Genomic DNA, 18,394 nt, shown 5'->3' with positions numbered 1-18,394 from the left:
TGAAGGATTTGTGCACGCGGTGCGTGTGCCATTGGTCGTATGCGGCTGAATGCGACAGGGAGTAACATCATCGACCTTTCGTGCTCTGGAACCGACCCGCATGCGTCCTGGTGCAACAACGCGTGACCGCTGGATCTGGGTGGCTGCCGCCGTGCTGCTGGCTGCGACCATCGGAATGGAGCTGGTGGTTCCGCTGGGCTATGCGGTGTGGCTGCTGTACTTCATGGCTATTGGCGTCACCGTGTTCCAGCGCAGTGCGCGGGCACCGTTCGTGGTGGCGGTGATCGCCTGCGGCCTGTTGGCCATCGGCTACAACGTCGCCCCGGCCAGCACCAACTCCTCGTTCTCGTTCGTCAACCGCACCATTGGCGGCGTCGGTTTCCTGATGATCGCGCTTATCGTCTCGCGCGCCATTACCGCGCGGCGCGAGGCCATGCGGGCGCTGTGGCTGCAGGAAGCGGAAAACGCCGTGTCGATGAGCCTGCGCGGCGACCTGGGCCCGGAGCAGATTGCCGATGCGGCGATGACCAGCCTGGCCGGCCAGCTGCAGGCCGACGTGGGCGTGATGTATCGCATCGAGGGTGGCCGGCTGCAGTTGACCGGCGGCGTCTCGCTGCCCAGCGGGCTGCCGTCCTCGGTCACGTTGCAGGACGGCCTGCTTGGCCAGACCGCACGCGACCAGCAGATCCGCCACGTGCAGGGCGACGACCAGCATGCGTTGCAGCTGCAATCCAGCCTGGGCCAGGTAACGGTGCGCGAGCGCATCCTGGCGCCGATCAGCAGCGACGGCACAGTGGTGGGCGTGGTCGAGCTGGGCCGTTCGCAGGCAGCGGGCCAGCGCACCCTGGATGCGGAGCTGCTGGAACGTTGTGGCGACACGCTCGGCATGGCGTTGCGCGCCTCGTTGCTGCGCGCGCAGCTGGTCGTGCTGCTGGAAGAATCGCAGCGGCAGGGAGAGGAACTGCAGGCGCAGCAGGAAGAGCTGCGGGTGGCCAATGAGGAGCTGGAAGAGCAGAGCCGCAGCCTGATGCAGTCGCAGGGCCACCTGGAGCAACAGCAGGCCGAACTGGAACAGAGCAACGTGCAGCTGGAAGAGCGCACCCACGAGCTGGAGGCGCAGAAGCAGGCGCTGCTGGTGGCGCAGGGCCAGCTGGTACGCAACAGCAACGAGCTGGCCGCGACCTCGCGCTACAAGTCCGAGTTCCTGGCCAACATGTCGCACGAGCTGCGCACGCCGCTGAACAGCTCGCTGATCCTGGCCAAGCTGCTGGCCGACAACAAGGACGGCACGCTGACCGAGGAACAGGTCAAGTACGCCCGCGCGATCCTGTCGTCCAACAACGACCTGCTGGCGCTGATCAACGACATCCTCGACCTGTCGCGTATCGAAGCCGGCCATGTCGAACTGGCCGACGAAGTGGTGGTGGTCGACAGCGTGCTGCAGCGCCTGCGCGAGACGTTCGAGCCGATGGCGCGGCAGAAGGGCCTGGCCCTGCAGATCGAAGCCGATGCGTTGGCGCCCACGCAGCTGGTGGCCGACAACCAGCGCATGCAGCAGATCCTGAAGAACCTGCTGGCCAACGCGCTGAAGTTCACCGAACACGGCAAGGTCAGCCTGCATGTGCGCGCCGCCGGCAATGGACGCATCCGCTTTGAAGTCTGTGATTCGGGTATCGGCATCGCCCGTGACCAGCTGCAGGTGATCTTCGAAGCGTTCCGCCAGGCCGACGGCAGCACCCGCCGCCGCTACGGTGGCACCGGGCTGGGCCTGTCGATCTCGCGCGACCTGGCCGTGCGCATGGGGGGCGACATCCAGGTGGACAGCGAGCCGGGCCGCGGCAGCTGCTTCATCCTGGAACTGCCGCTGCAGGGCGCGCCGGCCAGCGAAGTGCCGGCAGAGCAGGGCGAGAGGGCGCCGGTGCTGATGGCGTCGGTGCAGAACGTGGCCGCTGCCGCGCCTCTGGCCATGGCCGCCGCACCGGCGATGGCCAGCGCCAGCGGCAGCGTCGCCGATGATCGCAGCCGTCGCCAGCGTGCCGGACGGCTGATCCTGGCGGTGGAAGACGATGCCAGCTTCGCCGAGGCGCTGGTGTCGCTGGCGCACGAACTTGATTTCGACTGCGTGGTGGCAACGACGGCGGAAGAGGCGTTGACGCTGGCCAGCGAACTGCGCCCGAACGGCATCCTGCTGGATATCGGCCTGCCGGACGTATCCGGCTTGAGCGTGCTCGAACGCCTCAAGCGCAACCCGGAAACCCGCCATATTCCGGTGCATGTGGTATCGGCCATGGACCGCAGCCAGGTCGCACGCGAGCTCGGCGCGATTGGTTATGCGGTGAAGCCGGCGACCCGCGAGCGGCTGGCCGCAGCCATCGAGCAGCTGGAACAGACCAGCCAGCGCGACGTGCGCCGCCTGCTGATCGTCGAGGATGACAGCGACCTGCGCCGCAACCTGGAGCTGCTGCTGGGCCGCGACCAGCTGCAGATCGTCGCGGTAGGTACCCTGGCCGCCGCAGTGGAGCAGCTGAGCACGGTCACGTTCGACTGCATGGTGATGGACCTGTCGCTGCCCGATGGCAGCGGTTACGACCTGCTGGAACACATGGCCGGCAATGATGAGGTCGGCTTCCCGCCGGTGATCGTCTACACCGGCCGCGCGCTCAGCCGCGAGGAAGAGCAGCGCCTGCGCCGCTATTCCAAGAGCATCATCATCAAGGGCGCTCGCTCGCCCGAACGCCTGCTCGACGAGGTGACGCTGTTCCTGCACAGCGTCGAGGCCAGCCTGCCGAGCGACCAGCAGCGCCTGCTGCGCGAGGCCCGCCGCCGCGACACCGTGCTCGATGGCCGCACCGTGCTGTTGGCCGAGGACGACGTGCGCAACATCTTCGCCCTCTCCAGCGTGCTCGAACCGCTGGGCGTGACGCTGGAGATCGCGCGCAACGGGCAGGAGGCGGTCGACCGCCTGGCCCAGCGCGAGGTCGACCTGGTGCTGATGGACATCATGATGCCGGAGAAGGATGGCCTGACCGCAATGCGCGAGATCCGGGCACAGCGCCACCTGCAGGACCTGCCGATCATCGCGCTGACCGCCAAGGCCATGCCTGATGACCGCGAGCGCTGCCTGCAGGCCGGTGCCAACGACTACATCGCCAAGCCCATCGACGTGGACAAGCTGGTGTCGCTGTGCCGGGTCTGGTGCTCGCGCCAATGAACGAACAGGCGCTGTTCGACCTGGAGCTGAAGGTCCTGCTGGAGGCGCTTTACCAGCGCTACCACTACGATTTCCGCAGCTATGCGGTGTCTTCGCTGCGGCGGCGCATCCGCCAGGCGATGCAGCGCTACGACTGCGAGCGCCTGGTTGACCTGCAGCACCGCCTGCTGCACGAGCCGGACCTGTTCGCCCAGGCGATGCAGTTCTTCACCGTGCAGGTCTCGGAGATGTTCCGCGACCCGGCCTACTTCAAGCAGCTGCGCGAGCAGGTGGTGCCGGTGCTGCGCACCTACCCGTCGGTGAAGCTGTGGGTGGCCGGTTGCAGTACCGGTGAAGAGGTCTGGTCGCTGGCCATCTTGCTGCACGAGGAAGGACTGCTGGAGCGCAGCATCGTCTACGCCACCGACATCAATCCGGCGGCGCTGGCCACGGCCGAAGCCGGCGCCTACAGCATCGACCGCCTGGCGCAGTTCAGCCGCAACTACCTGGCTGCCGGTGGCACCGGCTCGCTGTCGGACTATTACGCGACCGCCTACGACGGTGCGGTGTTCGACCGCCAGCTGCGCCGCAATGTGGTGTTTGCCGACCACAGCCTGGCCACCGACACGGTGTTTTCCGAAGTGCACCTGGTGTCCTGCCGCAACGTGCTGATCTATTTCAACCGCGACCTGCAGGACCGCGCGGTGGGCCTGTTCCGCGAGGCGCTGGTGCATCGTGGCTTCCTCGGCCTGGGCAGCAAGGAGTCGCTGCAGTTCGGTCGCCACCATGATGCGTTCGAAGCCTGCTCGCGCGAGCACCGGCTGTACCGGAAGGTGGTGTGATGACCGCCCCGCGCCCGCACCTGCTGGTGGTCGGTGCCTCTGCCGGCGGCGTGGCGGCACTGCAGGCGCTGCTGGGCGCGTTGCCGGCCGGCCTGCCGATACCGGTGCTGGTGGTGCTGCACCTGCCGCGCGACCGCAGCAGCCGCATCGCCGAGGTGCTGGCGCCGTACTGCGCGCTGGATGTGCGCGAAGCCGAGGACAAGCAGCCGTTGCAGGCTGCGACGGTGACCTTCGCCGCCCCCGACTACCACCTGCTTGTGGAAGACGCGCAGACCATCGCACTGTCGATGGATGAGCCGGTGCTGTTTTCGCGCCCGGCCATCGATCCGCTGTTTGAGTCTGCCGCGGCCATTTTCGGGCCGCAGCTGCTGGCGGTGCTGCTGACCGGCGCCAGCAGCGATGGCAGTGAAGGCGTGGCTGCGGTGCGATCGGCCGGTGGCCGCGCCTGGCTGCAATGCCCCGAGGAGGCTGAAGCATCGATGATGCCGGCCTCCGCCCTGCAGCACGCCGGCGCTGACGCCGTGCTGCCTCTTGAATTGATGTGCCGTCGCTTGAAGGAGTTGTTCGCATGAACCTGCTGCCACCGGACCCTGCGCAGTCGCAGACCCCGGTCAACCTGCTGATCGTCGATGACGTGCCGCAGAACCTGGTGGCCATGCAGGCGCTGCTGCGCCGCGAGGGCGTCAACCTGCTGCTGGCTGGTTCGGGCGCGCAGGCGCTGGAACTGCTGCTGGAACACGAGGTGGCGCTGGCGCTGCTGGACGTGCACATGCCGGAGATCGATGGCTTCACCCTTGCCGAGCTGATGCGTGGCTCGCAGCGCAGCCGCGATGTGCCGATCATCTTCCTGACCGCTTCGCCGGATGACCCGGTGCGCGCGTTCAAGGGCTACGAAAGCGGTGCGGTTGATTTCCTGCACAAGCCGGTGGCGCCGCAGGTGATCCTGAGCAAGGTCAATGTCTTCATCGAGCTCTACCAGCAGCGCCAGCTGCTGAAGTCGCGCAACGACGCGCTGGAGCGCGCATTGAAGTTGAACGAGACGATGGCGGCGGTGCTGACCCACGACCTGCGCACGCCGCTGTCGGCCATCCTGTTGTGCGCCGACAAGCTGTCGCTGGAGCTGCCGCCGGGCAACACCAGCGCGCAGCAGACCCTGCAGCACCTGGAAGCCAGCACCGTGCGCATGGCGCGCATGGTCGAGCAGCTGCTCGATTTCTCGCGCATCCGCAGCGGTGGCCTGCGCCTGGAAGCCAGTGCCTGCGACATGGAGGAGCTGGCCCGTGCCGTGATCGCCGAGGCCGGCAGCGCGCACGGCAGCGATCGCATCGCGTTCGATGCAAACGGTGATGCCACGCTGCACGGCGACATGGATCGCCTTGGGCAGGTGGTGGCCAACCTGGTAGGCAACGCCATCACCCATGGTGGCAAGGACGTGGTGCGCGTTGCCGTCGATGGCAGCGATACGCGTGTGGTGACGCTGCGCGTGCGCAATGCCGGGCATATCGAGGAAGCGCTGCTGCCGCGCTTGTTCGAGCCGTTCAAGGCGAGCTTCCACCAGAGCAAGGGGCTCGGCCTTGGCCTGTACATCGTCGACCAGTTCGTTGCTGCTCATGGCGGACGCCTGAGTGCGCGCAACGAGCAGGGCCAGGTGGTGTTCGAAGCGGTGCTGCCGCGCCACGCCGATACCCGCATTGGCCGTTAACTGAATTCTTCAGGCAGCGCCGGAGCGAACTGAGACGGGCTCGTCCGTAGCTGCTACCGTGGCGACTCACGTTGCCAAGGATGCTTCATGCCATTACGCGCCATTGCCTACGTCAGCCAGGCCCGGCCGGACCTTTCCGCCGAACGCCTGCAGACGTTGGTGAACGATGCCACCCGGTTCAACCGGATGGCCGGGGTGACGGGCGTGTTGCTGCACGATGGACAGGGTTTCCTGCAGTACATTGAAGGCCCGCCCGATGGCATCGACTCGGTGTACGAGCGCATCCTGCAGGCAGGCAGCCATGTGGACATCGTCGAACTGGCGCGCGGGCGACTGGGCCAGCGCCAGTTCCCGTACTGGTCGATGCGCGCGTTGCCGGTCGATGCGTTGAAGCTGCGCCAACTGGCCACCAGTGACTGGTCCGGGTTCTCGCGCACCGTGGAGGGCGATCCTGCGGTGCCGACCGCGGTGGATCTGTTGAGCGCCATCGTGCAACCGGTGCTCAGCACCGGGTAGCGTCGAGCTTCACTTCGCTGTCACCCGTAGCGGGTTCCCATCGGGCTTCCTGGGGAAGGGAGCACGTCATGAAGCGGATGAAATGGCAGGGCAGGGCGGCGCTGGCCATGGTGCTGGCGGCAGCAACGGTGCCGGCGTGGGCCTGCACGCGCGCGGTCTATCTGGGCGACAACGGCGATGTGATCACCGCCCGCTCGATGGACTGGAAGGTGGACGTGGCCACCAACCTCTATGTCCTGCCACGTGGCATCGCGCGCACCGGCCAGGCCGGGCCGAAATCGGCGAAATGGACCGCGCGCTACGGCAGCGTGGTCGCCACCGGCTACGACGTGTCCACCACCGACGGCATGAACGAGAAGGGCCTGGTCGCCAACCTGCTGTGGCTGGTCGAATCGGAGTACCCGCAGCAGCGCGGCAACAAGCCGGGGCTGGCCATCTCGCTGTGGGCGCAGTACGTGCTGGACAATTTCGGCAGCGTGGCCGAGGCGGTGGCTGCGCTGGAGCGCGAGCCGTTCGCCATCGTCACCGACAAGGTGCCCGGCGAGGATCGCCAGGCCACCCTGCATCTGTCGCTGTCCGATGCAAGCGGCGACAGTGCGATCGTCGAATACATCGGTGGCCGCCAGGTCATCCACCATGACCGCCGCTACCAGGTCATGACCAACTCGCCGATCTTCGACCAGCAGCTGGCGCTCAATGCGTACTGGAAGGAGATCGGCGGTACGGTGATGCTGCCGGGCACCAATCGCTCGGCAGATCGCTTCGCGCGCGCGTCGTTCTACATCAACGCCATTCCCAAGGCCGAAGACCCGGTGGAGGCGCTGGCCAGTGTGTTCAGTGTGATCCGCAACGTATCGGTTCCCTTCGGCATCACCACGCCGGATCAGCCGAACATCTCGTCCACCCGCTGGCGCACGGTGGCCGACCACAAACGCCGCCTGTATTTCTTCGAATCGGCGCTGACGCCCAATACGTTCTGGGTGGATCTGAACAAGGTCGATTTCGGCGGCCAGGTCCTCAAGCTCGACCTCGGCCCGGACCAGCGCAACACCTTCGCCGGTGATGCGCTGTCCCGGTTCGTACCGAGCAAGCCGTTCGCTTTCCTCGGCACCGACGGCTAGGGCGCGCGCTTGCTGTCCTTCGGATAGACCGCCAGGATGTCGCAGCCTGGACGGGCAAAGCTGGGGGTGTAGGAGCGCCCGTCTCCTTCGATTCCTGACGGCATCAGGACGATGCGATCGCGGGGATTGCCGCAGATCAGGCCGTTCTGCAGGCCGGACTGGAAGTCCACGTCAGTGGCACCGGCAAGGATCGAGCAGCTGCTGGCCAGTTCCAGGTGGTAATAGCGGTGGCCACCGTTGCGGCGAGGGTTGGTTTCCACCATCACGCCTTCCGGGGTCTCACTCCAGCCGCGCACATTGCGGGTAGCGAAACAGACCGCGGACGAGGTCTGGAAGGTGTGCGGGGTATCGCCGCTGCGGCCGCCCCGGCCTTTCGCGGTCACGTTCACGCCGGGCAGGGTGGCCGCGTACTGGCGGCTGCTTTCGTGGGCAATGGCCGCGAAGCTGCGGTTGTCGATCGGCGTGACCGCGCTGACCGCGCAGGTGCGGCCGTCGACCACCACCTGTTCGCCGGCCTTGCCGCAGGCCCAGCCCTGAGGCGCTTCCAGCCTGAGGGTGTCCGCCTCGTTCACGCCTGGGCAGGCGGCGGAGAAATCAATGCGGAAGGCGCGGCCCTGTCCATCGGCAACGGCGATCGCGCCGGGCGTGTCCTGCTCCACCTGTTGTACATCGCGTGCGTCCAGGCAGTCCGGTGCGGGTGGTGTGCGCGCTTCCTGCGCGTGCAGCGGCGCGAGGGTCGTGCTGGCGAGGGCCAGTGCAATCAACTGCGGTCGGATATTCATCATGCAATCCATGCCGGGTGAACATGCCCGAACATAGCACGCGGTCCTGTCCCGCTTGATGACCGCGTTGCAGGCGGGCCTGCGCACGCGCACACTGCCGCCATGGGCGCCATCTTCCACCTCCGGCACTACGGCCAGTCAACGGGCCTGGACCGCCACGACTACGCGCAGTGGGTCCTGCCACTGCAGGGCGAGCTGCAGTTCGAGCTGGAAGGTCGAGGTGGCCGGCTGGATCTGCTGCAGGGCGCATTCGTGGCCGCCGGCGAGGCGCACGACCAGATGGCGCACGGGCCGAACGGTTTCGTGATCGTCGATTGCGGCCCGGGCGTGCTCGATGACCTGACCCAGGAACACCTGTGGCGGCAGCGCTGGCTGCACCTGCCGCTGTCGCTTCGCCAGCGCCTGGCCCAGGTGAACGGCGGTGGTGCCATGCCTGGGCTGCTGCCCGAATTGCTGCGCGTGTTTGCCCCGGCCGGCAGTGGTGCGCGGCTGCAGGGGCTGTGCGCGGCCGTGCACGCCGAGCCCGGGCAGGGGTGGCCGGTGGCGCGCATGGCGTCCTTTGTCGGCGTCAGCGAAAGCCGGCTGCATGCACTGTTCCAGCGCGAATTCGGGGTCAGCCCGCAGGCCTGGCTCAGCGCGGGCCGGCTGCGCTGGGCCAAGCATGCGTTGCTGACCAGTGCGGCGACGATCAGCGATATCGCGCTGGCGGCGGGCTATTCCGAGCAGAGTGCACTGACCCGTGCGCTGCGCCGCGAGACCGGCCTGACCCCGAGCGCCTGGCGGCGCGGTGAAGCGCTTCTGTAGAGTCGAGCTTGCTCGACTGATTTACCGCCGCGTTTGTAGAGTCGAGCCATGCTCGACTGAACGCAGTCGAGCAAGCTCGACTCTACGAACAGATTGGGCAGTAGCCTCGGTCAAGACGCCGTGCCGGTCGCCACCTACACTGCGCGGCCAGTTCCCTCCCCCGAAGCAACTGACATGCGCAACAACCCGATGGCCCTGGGCATCGCCAATGGCGTTGCCGCTGGCGCGCTGTGGGGCGTGGTCTTCCTCGCCCCCGCCGTGCTGCATTCCTTCAACGCGCTGCAACTGTCCGCCGGCCGCTACCTGGTCTACGGACTGATCGCGGTGATCCTGCTGCTGCCGCGCTGGAAGCGGTTGGCGCCGCAACTGGGGCGCGCCGAATGGATCGGCCTGCTCTGGCTCAGCCTGGCCGGCAACCTGGTCTACTTCCTGCTGCTGGCCACGGCCGTGCAGTGGGCCGGTGGCGCGGCGGCCTCGCTCATCGTCGGCCTGATACCGGTGGTGGTGACCCTGGTGGGCGTGCGCGAAAAGGGCGCCGTGCCGCTCAAGCAATTGCTGCCCGCATTGGGCTTGTGCGTGCTGGGCGTGGCTTTGGTGGGCTGGGAGTCGCTGATGTCCGAGCATCTGGCCACGCCCTGGCGGCAGCGCCTGATCGGCCTGCTGTGCGCCTTCGGTGCGCTGTTCTCCTGGGCGCTGTACTCGGTCGGCAACAGCCGCTGGCTGGCCCGCCGCGCCGATCTGTCCAGCCATGACTGGTCGCTGCTGACCGGCGTCACCACCGGTGGCCTGTCGCTGCTGCTGGTGCCGATGGCGTTCATCGGCCAGACCGCGGGCCACACGCCTGCGCAGTGGACCCTGTTCTGGGTGATCAGTGCCGGCGTTGCGGTCATCGCTTCGATCATCGGCAACGCGTTCTGGAACCGCGCCAGCCGCCTGCTGCCGCTGACCCTGACCGGGCAGATGATCGTGTTCGAAACGCTGTTCGCGCTGCTCTATGCCTTTGCGTGGCAGTGGCGGTGGCCGAGCCTGCTGGAGGCGCTGGCGATCGTGTTCCTGGTTGCCGGTGTCCTGTTGTGCGCGCACGCCCACCGCGCACCACGTGCAATCGCCGAACATGCCGGCTGATTGCCAGCGTCAAGCGCTCTGATGCGTGCTTCGTCTCAATTGCAACCAAATGGCTGCACGTTGGGCGATGATCGAAACAAACGATTTTTGCATCGCAGCACTTGACAGGGCCCCGGCGCACGGTGTTTTCTGTGCGCCATGGTCTTCGATGCCGCCCTCGCCAGCCTGATTGCCCCCGCCACCGCGGGCGGTTCGACTGCGCAGGTCACCATCACCACCATTATTATCACCACCGCCACCACTGCCCTGGTGCGGCCCGTCGTCTTCGTGTAACTCCCGAAAACAACGGCCCCGCACCATCCAGGTGACGGGGAGACCCAACACCTGCATGCGACGGGGCCTCCTACCGAGGTCTGCATGTCTTCCCACGCCCCCGCCCATCCCGCTGCCCCGGCCGACCTGGCCGCACCGTCCACTGTCGTGCACAAGTTCGGTGGCACCTCGGTGGCCAGCGCCGAACGCTACCGCCATGTGGCCGGCCTGCTGCTGGCGCGGGCCGAGCCGCTGCAGGTAACCGTCGTTTCGGCGATGAAGGGTGTCACCGATGCGCTGATCGAGCTGGCCCAGCTGGCGGCGCGTGGCGACGCCGGCTGGCGCGAAGCCTGGCATGCGCTGCGCGCGCGCCACCGTGGCGCCGCCGTGGCCCTGCTCGGCGAGCAGGTGGGCGAGACCGTTGAATGGATCGACGTGCGGTTCGACCAGCTGGCCGAAGTGCTGGGTGCGCTGGCGGTGATCGGCGAACTGCCGCGCGAGGTGCTGGACCGCGTGCAGGGGCTGGGCGAAGTGTTCTCCGCGCAGTTGCTGGGCACGCACCTGCAGGCGCTCGGCGAGGACTGTGCAGTGCTGGACGCGCGCGATGTGCTGGTGGTCGGGCACGGCGAGCTGGGCGTGGACGTGGACTGGGAGGCCAGTGCCGATCGCCTGGCGAAATGGCGCCTGCAGCACCCGCAGTCGCGCGTGGTCGCCACCGGCTTCGTCGCCCGTGACCGCGAGAATCGCATCACCACGCTGGGCCGCAATGGCAGCGACTACTCCGGCGCGATCTTCGCCGCGCTGTTCAACGCCGATGAGCTGCATATCTGGACCGACGTCGACGGCGTCCTCTCGGCCGACCCGCGGCTGGTGCCGGAGGCAGTCCAGCTGGAGGCGCTGAGCTACGACGAGGCCTGCGAGCTGGCCTACTTCGGGGCCAAAGTCGTGCACCCGCAGACGATGTCGCCCGCCATCCGCCTCGGCCTGCCGATCTTCATCCGCAACACCTTCCACCCGGCGCACCCGGGTACGCGCATCAGTGCCCAGCGCTCGCCGCGCGGGCCGGTGAAGGGCCTGACCCTGAGCCCCGATCTGGCCCTGCTGAATCTGGAAGGCACCGGCCTGATGGGCGTGCCCGGCACGGCCGAGCGGGTCTTCTCGGCACTGCGCCAGGCGCAGGTGTCGGTGGTGATGATCTCGCAGGGGTCGTCCGAACATTCGATCTGCTGCGTGGTGCGGGCCGGTGAAGCTTCGCGAGGCCGTGAGGCGCTGCTGCAGGCCTTTGCCCACGAACTGGCGGTGGGCCAGGTGCAGCGCGTGCAGGTCGGCGAGGGCGTCAGCGTGCTGGCTGCCGTCGGTGATGGCATGGCCGGTCAGCCCGGCGTGGCCGCGCGCCTGTTCGAGGCCCTCGGCCGTGCCCAGGTGAACATCCTGGCGATCGCCCAGGGCTCGTCCGAGCGCAACATCTCGGTGGCCGTGGCCAGTGTCGATGCAACGCGTGCCCTGCGTGCCGCGCATGCCGGCTTCTGGCTGTCGCCGCAGACGTTCGCGGTGGGGGTGATCGGGCCGGGCAATGTCGGCGCCGCGCTGCTGGACCAGTTGCTGGCCGCGCGCCCGCAGCTGCTGGCCAAGGCCAACGTCGATCTGCGCCTGCGTGCGCTGGCCTCGCGCTCGCGCATGCGCCTGGAAGCCGATGTCCTGCACGCCGACTGGCGGCAGGCGCTGCACGACAATGGCCAGGCCAGCGACCTGGACGCGTTCACCGAACACCTGCTGGCCGCGCACCTGCCGCATGCAGTGGTGATCGACTGCAGTGGCAGCGCCGAAGTGGCCGAGCGCTACGAGGGCTGGCTGGCGGCTGGCATTCATGTGGTCACTCCCAACAAACAGGCCGGCTCGGGTCCGCTGTCGCGCTACCAGCGCATCCATGCCGCTGCCGCCGCCAGTGGCGCGCGCTTCCGCTACGAGGCCACCGTCGGTGCCGGGCTGCCGGTGATCACCACGCTGCGCGACCTGGTCGACACCGGCGATGAAGTGCTCGCCGTGGAAGGCATCTTCTCCGGCACGCTGGCCTGGCTGTTCAACCGCTTCGATGGCAGCCAGCCGTTCTCCGAGCTGGTGGCGCAGGCACGTTCGATGGGCTACACCGAGCCGGACCCGCGCGACGATCTGTCCGGCGTGGACGTGGCCCGCAAGCTGGTGATCCTCGCCCGCGAGGCCGGCCATGCGCTCAGCCTGGAGCAGGTGCAGGTGGAAAGCCTGGTGCCGGCGTTGCTGCGCGATGGCAGCGTGGATGACTTCATGGCCCGCCTGGGCGAATCCGATGCCAGCCTGCTGCAGCGCCTCGAGGATGCGCGGGCGCGTGGTGCGGTGCTGCGCTATGTCGCCCGGCTCGGCGCAGACGGTGCGTCGGTGGGGCTGCAGGAGCTGCCGGCGGACCACACCTTTGCCAACCTGCGCCTGACCGACAACGTCGTGCAGTTCCGCACGCGCCGTTACTGCGACAACCCGCTGGTGGTGCAGGGGCCGGGCGCCGGGCCGGAAGTCACTGCTGCCGGTGTGTTTGCCGACCTGCTGCGCGTGGCGGCCGGCGAGGGGGCGCGGCTGTGATTGCACGCGCATTCGCCCCCGCGTCGGTGGCCAACGTGGCGGTGGGCTTCGACATCCTCGGCCATGCGATCGCCGGTATCGGCGATACCGTGACGGTGCGCCGCATCGATGAACCGACCGTGCGCATCGACGCCATCCGCGGCAGCGTGGTGGACCTGCCGCTGGACGCGCCGGGCAATACGGCCGGCGCGGCGCTGATCTCCCTGCGCGAGGGTCTGGGCCTTTCGTATGGCTTCGCCATCGAGATCGACAAGGGCATCCCGTTTGGCTCGGGCATGGGCGGTTCGGCGGCCTCGTGCGTGGCTGCACTGGTGGCCGCCAACGCGCTGCTGGACACGCCGCTGCCAACCGAGGCGCTGTATCCACACGCACTGGATGGCGAGGCAGTGGCCAGCGGCGGCCGCCACGGTGACAACGTCGGCCCGCTGCTGCTGGGCGGGCTGGCGCTGTGTACGGCCGATCGCCTGGTGTCGATTCCGGTCCCCGCCCACTGGCACAGCCTGCTGGTGCATCCGCATGCCGTGCTCGAAACCCGGCGCGCGCGGGCGGCACTGCAGGGCAGCTATGCGCTGGCCGAGTTCGTGGCGCAGAGCGCCAACCTGGCGCTGGTGCTCAGTGGTTGCCATCGCGCCGATGCGGCCCTGGTGCGTGCCGGCCTGCGTGACGTGCTGGTGGAGCCGCGCAGGGCCGCGCTGATCGCTGGTTTCGAGGCCGCGCGCGATGCTGCGCTGGCAGCCAATGCGATGGGCGCGGGCATCTCCGGTGCCGGCCCGAGTGTGTTTGCGTGGTTTGAAGAGGCCGACCAGGCCCATGCCGCAGTGGCGCCCGTTCGTGCGGCCTTCGCCGCCGCCGGTTTCGACAGCGATGCCTGGGTTTCCCCGCTGGACGCTGCTGGAGCGCGACTGTGCTGAATCCTTCCCCCTTGCTGGATACCGAGCTCATGCAATTCGTTTCGACCCGTGGTCACGCGCCCGCTGTTGGGCTGAGCGCCGCCATTGCCGCCGGCCTGGCGCCGGATGGCGGCTTGTACGTGCCTGACGTGCTGCCGCCGCCGCGCGACCTGCATGCCGGTGCGACCCTGGCCGACACCGCGACCGAGTTGCTGGCGCCGTTCTTCGAAGGCGACCCGCTGCAGGCGGCATTGCCAGAGATCTGCCGCGACGCCTTCGATTTCCCGGTGCCGCTGCGTCCGCTGGGCCGCGACGGCGACCATGTGCTGGAGCTGTTCCATGGCCCGACCGCCGCCTTCAAGGACATCGGTGCGCGCTTCCTGGCCGGCATGCTGTCGCGCCTGCAGGCGGGCAAGGCCCGTGACCTGACCATTGTCGTGGCGACGTCGGGCGATACCGGTGCTGCCGTTGCGGCGGCGTTTCACCGGCAGCCGGGCGTGCGGGTGGTGGTGCTGTATCCCGATGGCCGTGTTTCACCGCGGCAGGCGCACCAGCTGGGCTGCTTCGGCGACAACATCCAGGCGCTGCGCGTGGCAGGTTCGTTCGACGACTGCCAGGCGATGGTCAAGCAGGCACTGGCCGATACGGACCTGCAGGCACAGGTGCCGCTGAGTTCGGCCAACAGCATCAGCCTGGGCCGGCTGCTGCCGCAGATGAGTTACTACGCGCATGCTGCGCTGACCCATCACGCGCGCACGCGGCGCCGCCTCAACCTGGTGGTGCCGACCGGCAACCTGGGCAATGCGATGGCGGCCGTGCTGGCGCGTGCGCTGGGCGTGCCGATCGGGCAGATCGTGCTGGCCACCAATGCCAATGCGGTGCTGCCGGCGTACTTCAATGGTGGCGCGTACCAGCCGCAGGCCAGCGTCGCGACCGTCGCCAACGCGATGGATGTGGGGGCGCCGAGCAACTTCGAGCGCCTGCGCTGGCTGTATGCCGATGACGATGCCGAACTGCGTGCCGCGTTCCGGGCATTCGCGGTGGACGACGTGACCATCCGCGCGACCATTGCCAGTGCGCATGCCAGCAGCGGCGAACTGTTCTGCCCACACACCGCCACTGCGGTGAAGGTGCTGCAGGATCTGCGCGCGCGCGGTGCCAAGGGGGACTGGGCGGTCGTGTCCACCGCGCACCCGGCCAAGTTCGAGGCAGTGGTGGAGCCGCTGATCGGCGAAGCCGTGGCTGTGCCGCCGGCGCTGGCGGCGCTGCTGCAGCGGCCGGCGCATGCCGAACCGTTGGCGGCCGATTACGACGCCCTGCGCGAGGTGTTGCTGCGTCGGTAGCGCCGGGCCACGCCCGGCGGGTAGTGCCGGCCGCTGGCCGGCAACGCCGTGAACTGCGAAACGGTCAGGCCAGGCCTTCGCCCGCCAGCTCGCGCAGCCCGTCCTCGTCGAGGATCTCCACCACGCTCAGATGGGGCAGGGCGATCAGGCCCTGCTGGCGCAGCTTGGTGAAGGTGCGGCTGACCGTTTCCATGGTCAGGCCCAGGTGGTCGGCGATATCGCCGCGGCCCATCGGCAGCGACACGCGCAGGCCATCGCCACCCAGCTTGGCCTCGCGTGCAGCCAGGCGCAGCAGGAAGTCGGCCAGCTTTTCCGCCGGCTGCAGGCGGGCCAGTGCCAGCGCGGCGTCCTGCGCGGCATCCAGTTCCTGGCAGGCGCGCTGCAGCAGTTTGCGCTCCAGGTGCGGGTAGCGCCCGCGCAGTGCCTTCATCTGCGGCAGGGCCACGCGGCAGACGCGGCTGTCGGCGATGGCTTCGATATCGTGGCGATGGTGGTCGCTGCCGCTCAGGCCCAGGTAGTCGCCGGGCAGCACGAAACCGTTGATCTGGCGGCGGCCATCGGCCAGCGTGCGCACCAGCCGCAGCGCGCCGGCCGTCAATGTATAGACATGCTGGCGCTCTTCGCCGGTGCGGGCCAGGGTTGCGCCGATGGCCACCTGCTGCGACACCGTCACCTGTTCCAGCGCCTGCACTTCATCGGGCGACAGCGCCGAGCAGACCGCCAGGTGGCGGACCGAGCAGTGCAGGCAGTCCAGCGTGGTGCAGGACGGCGCGGCGGAGTCGTGGGCGGCGGACGGGGCGCCGGAAGGCCGGGACATGGTGCGGGGGCGTATCACGGGCGGGAGGGGGCTTTATGATACTTCATGCGGCCTTATGGCCCCTGATCGGCGGCTGAGCGATGCGGGGCGGTAGAATGTCGCCCCCTCCCACGTCCCCGTTCCTGCAGGAGTTCCGCCCGTGATCAAGCCCCGTACCCCGCCCGGCACCCTTGAACTGTTGCCGCGCGAGCAGGTTGCGTTCCAGCGCATGCTGGACGTCATCCGCCGCAACTACGAGCGCTTCGGGTTCCTGCCGGTTGAAACGCCGGTGTTCGAGCTGTCCGACGTGCTGCTGACCAAGTCCGGTGGCGAGACCGAGCGCCAGGTGTACTTCGTGCAGTCCACCGGCGCGCTGGCCAATGCCGCTGAATCGGGTGACCGTTCGCTGCCGGAGATGGCGCTGCGCTTCGACCTGACCGTGCCGCTGGCGCGTTACGTGGCCGAGCACGAGCACGAGCTGACCTTCCCGTTCCGCCGCTACCAGATGCAGCGCGTGTACCGTGGCGAGCGTGCCCAGCGCGGCCGTTTCCGCGAGTTCTACCAGTGCGACATCGACGTGATCGGCAAGGACAGCCTGAGCGTGCGCTATGACGCTGAAGTGCTGGCCGTCATCCACGCCGTGTTCTCCGAGCTGCGCATCGGTGATTTCAGCATCCAGTTGAACAACCGCAAGCTGATGCGTGGTTTCTTCGAAAGCCTGGGCGTGGCGGAGGGCGAGCGCCAGCTGGCCGTGCTGCGCGAGGTGGACAAGCTGGACAAGCGCGGCGCCGATTACGTGCGCGAGACGCTGGTGGGCGAGGGCTTCGACATTCCGGCCGAACAGGTCGAGAAGATCCTGGCGTTCGTTGCTGTGCGTTCGAAGGGCCATGACGATGCGCTGGCGCAGCTGTCTGCGCTGGAAGTGGGCGCGGCATCGTCGGAAACCCTGCGCACCGGCGTTGCCGAACTGCGCGAAGTGCTGCAGCTGGTGCAGGCGCTGGGCGTGCCGGAAACCGCGTACTGCCTGAACTTCTCCATCGCCCGTGGCCTGGATTACTACACCGGCACCGTCTACGAGACCACGCTGACCGACCACCCGCAGATCGGCTCGATCTGTTCGGGCGGCCGTTATGAAGACCTGGCCAGCCACTACAGCAAGTCCAAGCTTCCGGGCGTGGGCATCTCCATCGGCCTGTCGCGCCTGTTCTGGCAGCTGCGCGAAGCCGGCCTGATCGATGGCATCGAAGCCAGCAGCGTGCAGGCACTGGTGGCATTGATGGACGAGCAGGGCATGGCGCAGTCGCTGGACATTGCCCGCCGCCTGCGCAGTGGTGGCATCAACACCGAAGTGCAGATGGAGCCGAAGAAGATCGGCAAGCAGTTCCAGTACGCGGCCAAGGCCGGCATCCGCTTCGTGGTCCTGGCTGGCGAAGACGAACTCGCCCGTGGCGTGGTGGCGGTGAAGGACCTGGTGCGCGAGCAGCAGTTCGAAGTTTCCCGCGATGATCTGGCCAGCACCCTGCAGGTCGAGCTGGAACAGTCCAAGGTCATGGCGTGATACGGGCCGCCGCAGGGGCGCTGAGCGTGCTCCTGCTGGCGGGTTGCCAGAGTGATCCCGCGCTGCATAGCGCCCGGATCGGGAAGGCGCAGTACCGGTTGCAGGTCGATCGTTGCCATGTGATCGACCGCGCGCAGCTTGAGGCGGACTTGCGGGCCCTGGCCTCGGGGGCGTGTCCTGCAGGCGCAGGGGCGTTGGAGAACATCCAGCCCCTGCCGAGCCGGCAGGGCAGCCTGTTCGGGGAGTGCCTGCGGCGCGGCGCGCTGCAGGCGGAGGTCCGCTGCCAGCCCTGAGCGGCGCCAGCGGCGTGATTTCAACGTAGAACGCCCACCTCCCGGTGGGCGTTTTCGTTTCCGGGAAGGCAGTCGAGCATGGCTCGACTCTACAAAAGCCGGATTCGGCCCCGCCATCCCTCGGTAACCCAGCTTCTACCGCTGAGGCTGCCGGCCAGCGGCCGGCACTACCGGGGGTTCAGGGATTCCACGATTTGACGCACTGCGCAAGAATGCGCTAATGTACTAACACGCTATTACATTGATGCAAGAAATCCGCCCGTGAAAGCCCGCCCCGACATCACCGCCAAAGACCCGCAGGCCGACCTGGAAGCCTTGGCCCAGGCCTTTGCTGCCCTGCGCGAACCGGCCCAGGTCGAGGCCTTCCTGCGTGACCTCTGCACCCCGGCCGAGCTGGAAGCCATGGCCGACCGCTGGAAAGTGGTGCCGCTGCTGCAGCAGGGCGTGCCTTACCGCGAGATCCACGAACGCACCGGCGTCAGCGTGACCACCACCGGACGGGTCGCACGCACGCTTGAGCATGGCCATCGAGGCTATGCCGCTGCCATCGACCGCCTTGCTTCGCGCTGA

At 68.0% G+C, this 18,394-nt stretch carries 17 protein-coding genes; 15 read left to right on the top strand and 2 right to left on the bottom strand.

Annotated features, from left to right (window positions below; translation table 11 throughout):
• Nucleotides 1–100 precede the first annotated feature (100 nt).
• From C1926_RS12145 to C1926_RS12120, 6 genes are all read left to right on the top strand, one after another.
• Nucleotides 101–3,211, top strand: a complete 3,111-nt coding sequence (locus C1926_RS12145; protein ID WP_108759366.1) for a response regulator — start codon at nt 101–103, stop codon at nt 3,209–3,211.
• Nucleotides 3,208–4,032 (top strand): CheR family methyltransferase, encoded by an 825-nt coding sequence (locus C1926_RS12140; protein ID WP_108759365.1) that lies wholly within the window; start codon nt 3,208–3,210, stop codon nt 4,030–4,032. The genes C1926_RS12145 and C1926_RS12140 overlap by 4 nt, the downstream gene beginning before the upstream one ends.
• Entirely contained in the window at nt 4,032–4,604 is a 573-nt protein-coding gene (locus tag C1926_RS12135) for a chemotaxis protein CheB (protein ID WP_108746575.1), read from the top strand. The genes C1926_RS12140 and C1926_RS12135 overlap by 1 nt, the downstream gene beginning before the upstream one ends.
• Nucleotides 4,601–5,734 carry a hybrid sensor histidine kinase/response regulator gene (locus C1926_RS12130; protein ID WP_108759364.1) on the top strand — a complete coding sequence of 378 codons (1,134 nt, stop codon included), beginning with the start codon at nt 4,601–4,603 and terminating at the stop codon, nt 5,732–5,734. Before C1926_RS12135 ends, C1926_RS12130 begins: the two co-directional genes overlap by 4 nt.
• Nucleotides 5,735–5,821: 87 nt before the next feature.
• Entirely contained in the window at nt 5,822–6,250 is a 429-nt protein-coding gene (locus tag C1926_RS12125) for a BLUF domain-containing protein (RefSeq protein WP_108759363.1), read from the top strand.
• A gap of 68 nt (nt 6,251–6,318) precedes the next feature.
• Nucleotides 6,319–7,371: a linear amide C-N hydrolase gene (locus C1926_RS12120; RefSeq protein ID WP_108759362.1), complete on the top strand. Its 1,053-nt coding sequence runs from the start codon at nt 6,319–6,321 to the stop codon at nt 7,369–7,371.
• Here C1926_RS12120 and C1926_RS12115 read toward each other — a convergent pair.
• Nucleotides 7,368–8,153 (bottom strand): DUF6491 family protein, encoded by a 786-nt coding sequence (locus C1926_RS12115; RefSeq protein WP_254057256.1) that lies wholly within the window; start codon nt 8,151–8,153, stop codon nt 7,368–7,370. The genes C1926_RS12120 and C1926_RS12115 overlap by 4 nt on opposite strands.
• 102 nt (nt 8,154–8,255) lie before the next feature.
• Here C1926_RS12115 and C1926_RS12110 point away from each other — a divergent pair, with 102 nt between their 5' ends.
• From C1926_RS12110 to thrC, 6 genes are all read left to right on the top strand, one after another.
• Nucleotides 8,256–8,957 (top strand): AraC family transcriptional regulator, encoded by a 702-nt coding sequence (locus C1926_RS12110; RefSeq protein WP_108759360.1) that lies wholly within the window; start codon nt 8,256–8,258, stop codon nt 8,955–8,957.
• A 174-nt stretch (nt 8,958–9,131) separates the two neighbouring features.
• Nucleotides 9,132–10,082 carry a DMT family transporter gene (locus tag C1926_RS12105; protein ID WP_108746578.1) on the top strand — a complete coding sequence of 317 codons (951 nt, stop codon included), beginning with the start codon at nt 9,132–9,134 and terminating at the stop codon, nt 10,080–10,082.
• Nucleotides 10,083–10,220: 138 nt separating this feature from the next.
• A complete protein-coding gene (locus C1926_RS21920) occupies nt 10,221–10,355 on the top strand; it encodes a hypothetical protein (protein ID WP_301554033.1) in 135 nt (44 codons plus the stop codon).
• Nucleotides 10,356–10,439: 84 nt separating this feature from the next.
• On the top strand, nt 10,440–12,944 hold the full coding sequence (thrA, locus tag C1926_RS12100) for a bifunctional aspartate kinase/homoserine dehydrogenase I (RefSeq protein ID WP_108759359.1): 2,505 nt from the start codon (nt 10,440–10,442) through the stop codon (nt 12,942–12,944).
• Entirely contained in the window at nt 12,941–13,855 is a 915-nt protein-coding gene (locus C1926_RS12095) for a homoserine kinase (RefSeq protein WP_108759358.1), read from the top strand. Before thrA ends, C1926_RS12095 begins: the two co-directional genes overlap by 4 nt.
• Nucleotides 13,856–13,884: 29 nt before the next feature.
• On the top strand, nt 13,885–15,177 hold the full coding sequence (gene thrC / locus C1926_RS12090) for a threonine synthase (RefSeq protein WP_108760684.1): 1,293 nt from the start codon (nt 13,885–13,887) through the stop codon (nt 15,175–15,177).
• A gap of 64 nt (nt 15,178–15,241) precedes the next feature.
• Here the strand turns inward: thrC and C1926_RS12085 are convergent, their stop codons facing one another.
• A complete protein-coding gene (locus tag C1926_RS12085) occupies nt 15,242–15,994 on the bottom strand; it encodes a helix-turn-helix domain-containing protein (protein ID WP_108746581.1) in 753 nt (250 codons plus the stop codon).
• Nucleotides 15,995–16,133: 139 nt separating this feature from the next.
• Here C1926_RS12085 and hisS point away from each other — a divergent pair, with 139 nt between their 5' ends.
• From hisS to C1926_RS12070, 3 genes are all read left to right on the top strand, one after another.
• Nucleotides 16,134–17,531 carry a histidine--tRNA ligase gene (gene hisS / locus C1926_RS12080; protein WP_108759357.1) on the top strand — a complete coding sequence of 466 codons (1,398 nt, stop codon included), beginning with the start codon at nt 16,134–16,136 and terminating at the stop codon, nt 17,529–17,531.
• 26 nt (nt 17,532–17,557) lie between these two features.
• Nucleotides 17,558–17,824, top strand: coding sequence for a hypothetical protein (locus C1926_RS12075; protein WP_254057255.1), 267 nt, complete (start codon nt 17,558–17,560; stop codon nt 17,822–17,824).
• A gap of 261 nt (nt 17,825–18,085) precedes the next feature.
• A complete protein-coding gene (locus C1926_RS12070) occupies nt 18,086–18,394 on the top strand; it encodes a YerC/YecD family TrpR-related protein (protein ID WP_079221701.1) in 309 nt (102 codons plus the stop codon).

Source organism: Stenotrophomonas sp. ZAC14A_NAIMI4_1 (assembly GCF_003086915.1).
Taxonomy (GTDB): Bacteria; Pseudomonadota; Gammaproteobacteria; order Xanthomonadales; family Xanthomonadaceae; genus Stenotrophomonas.
The sequence above is the reverse complement of the archived record's forward strand: the minus strand, read 5'-3'. Positions and strand labels throughout refer to the sequence as shown.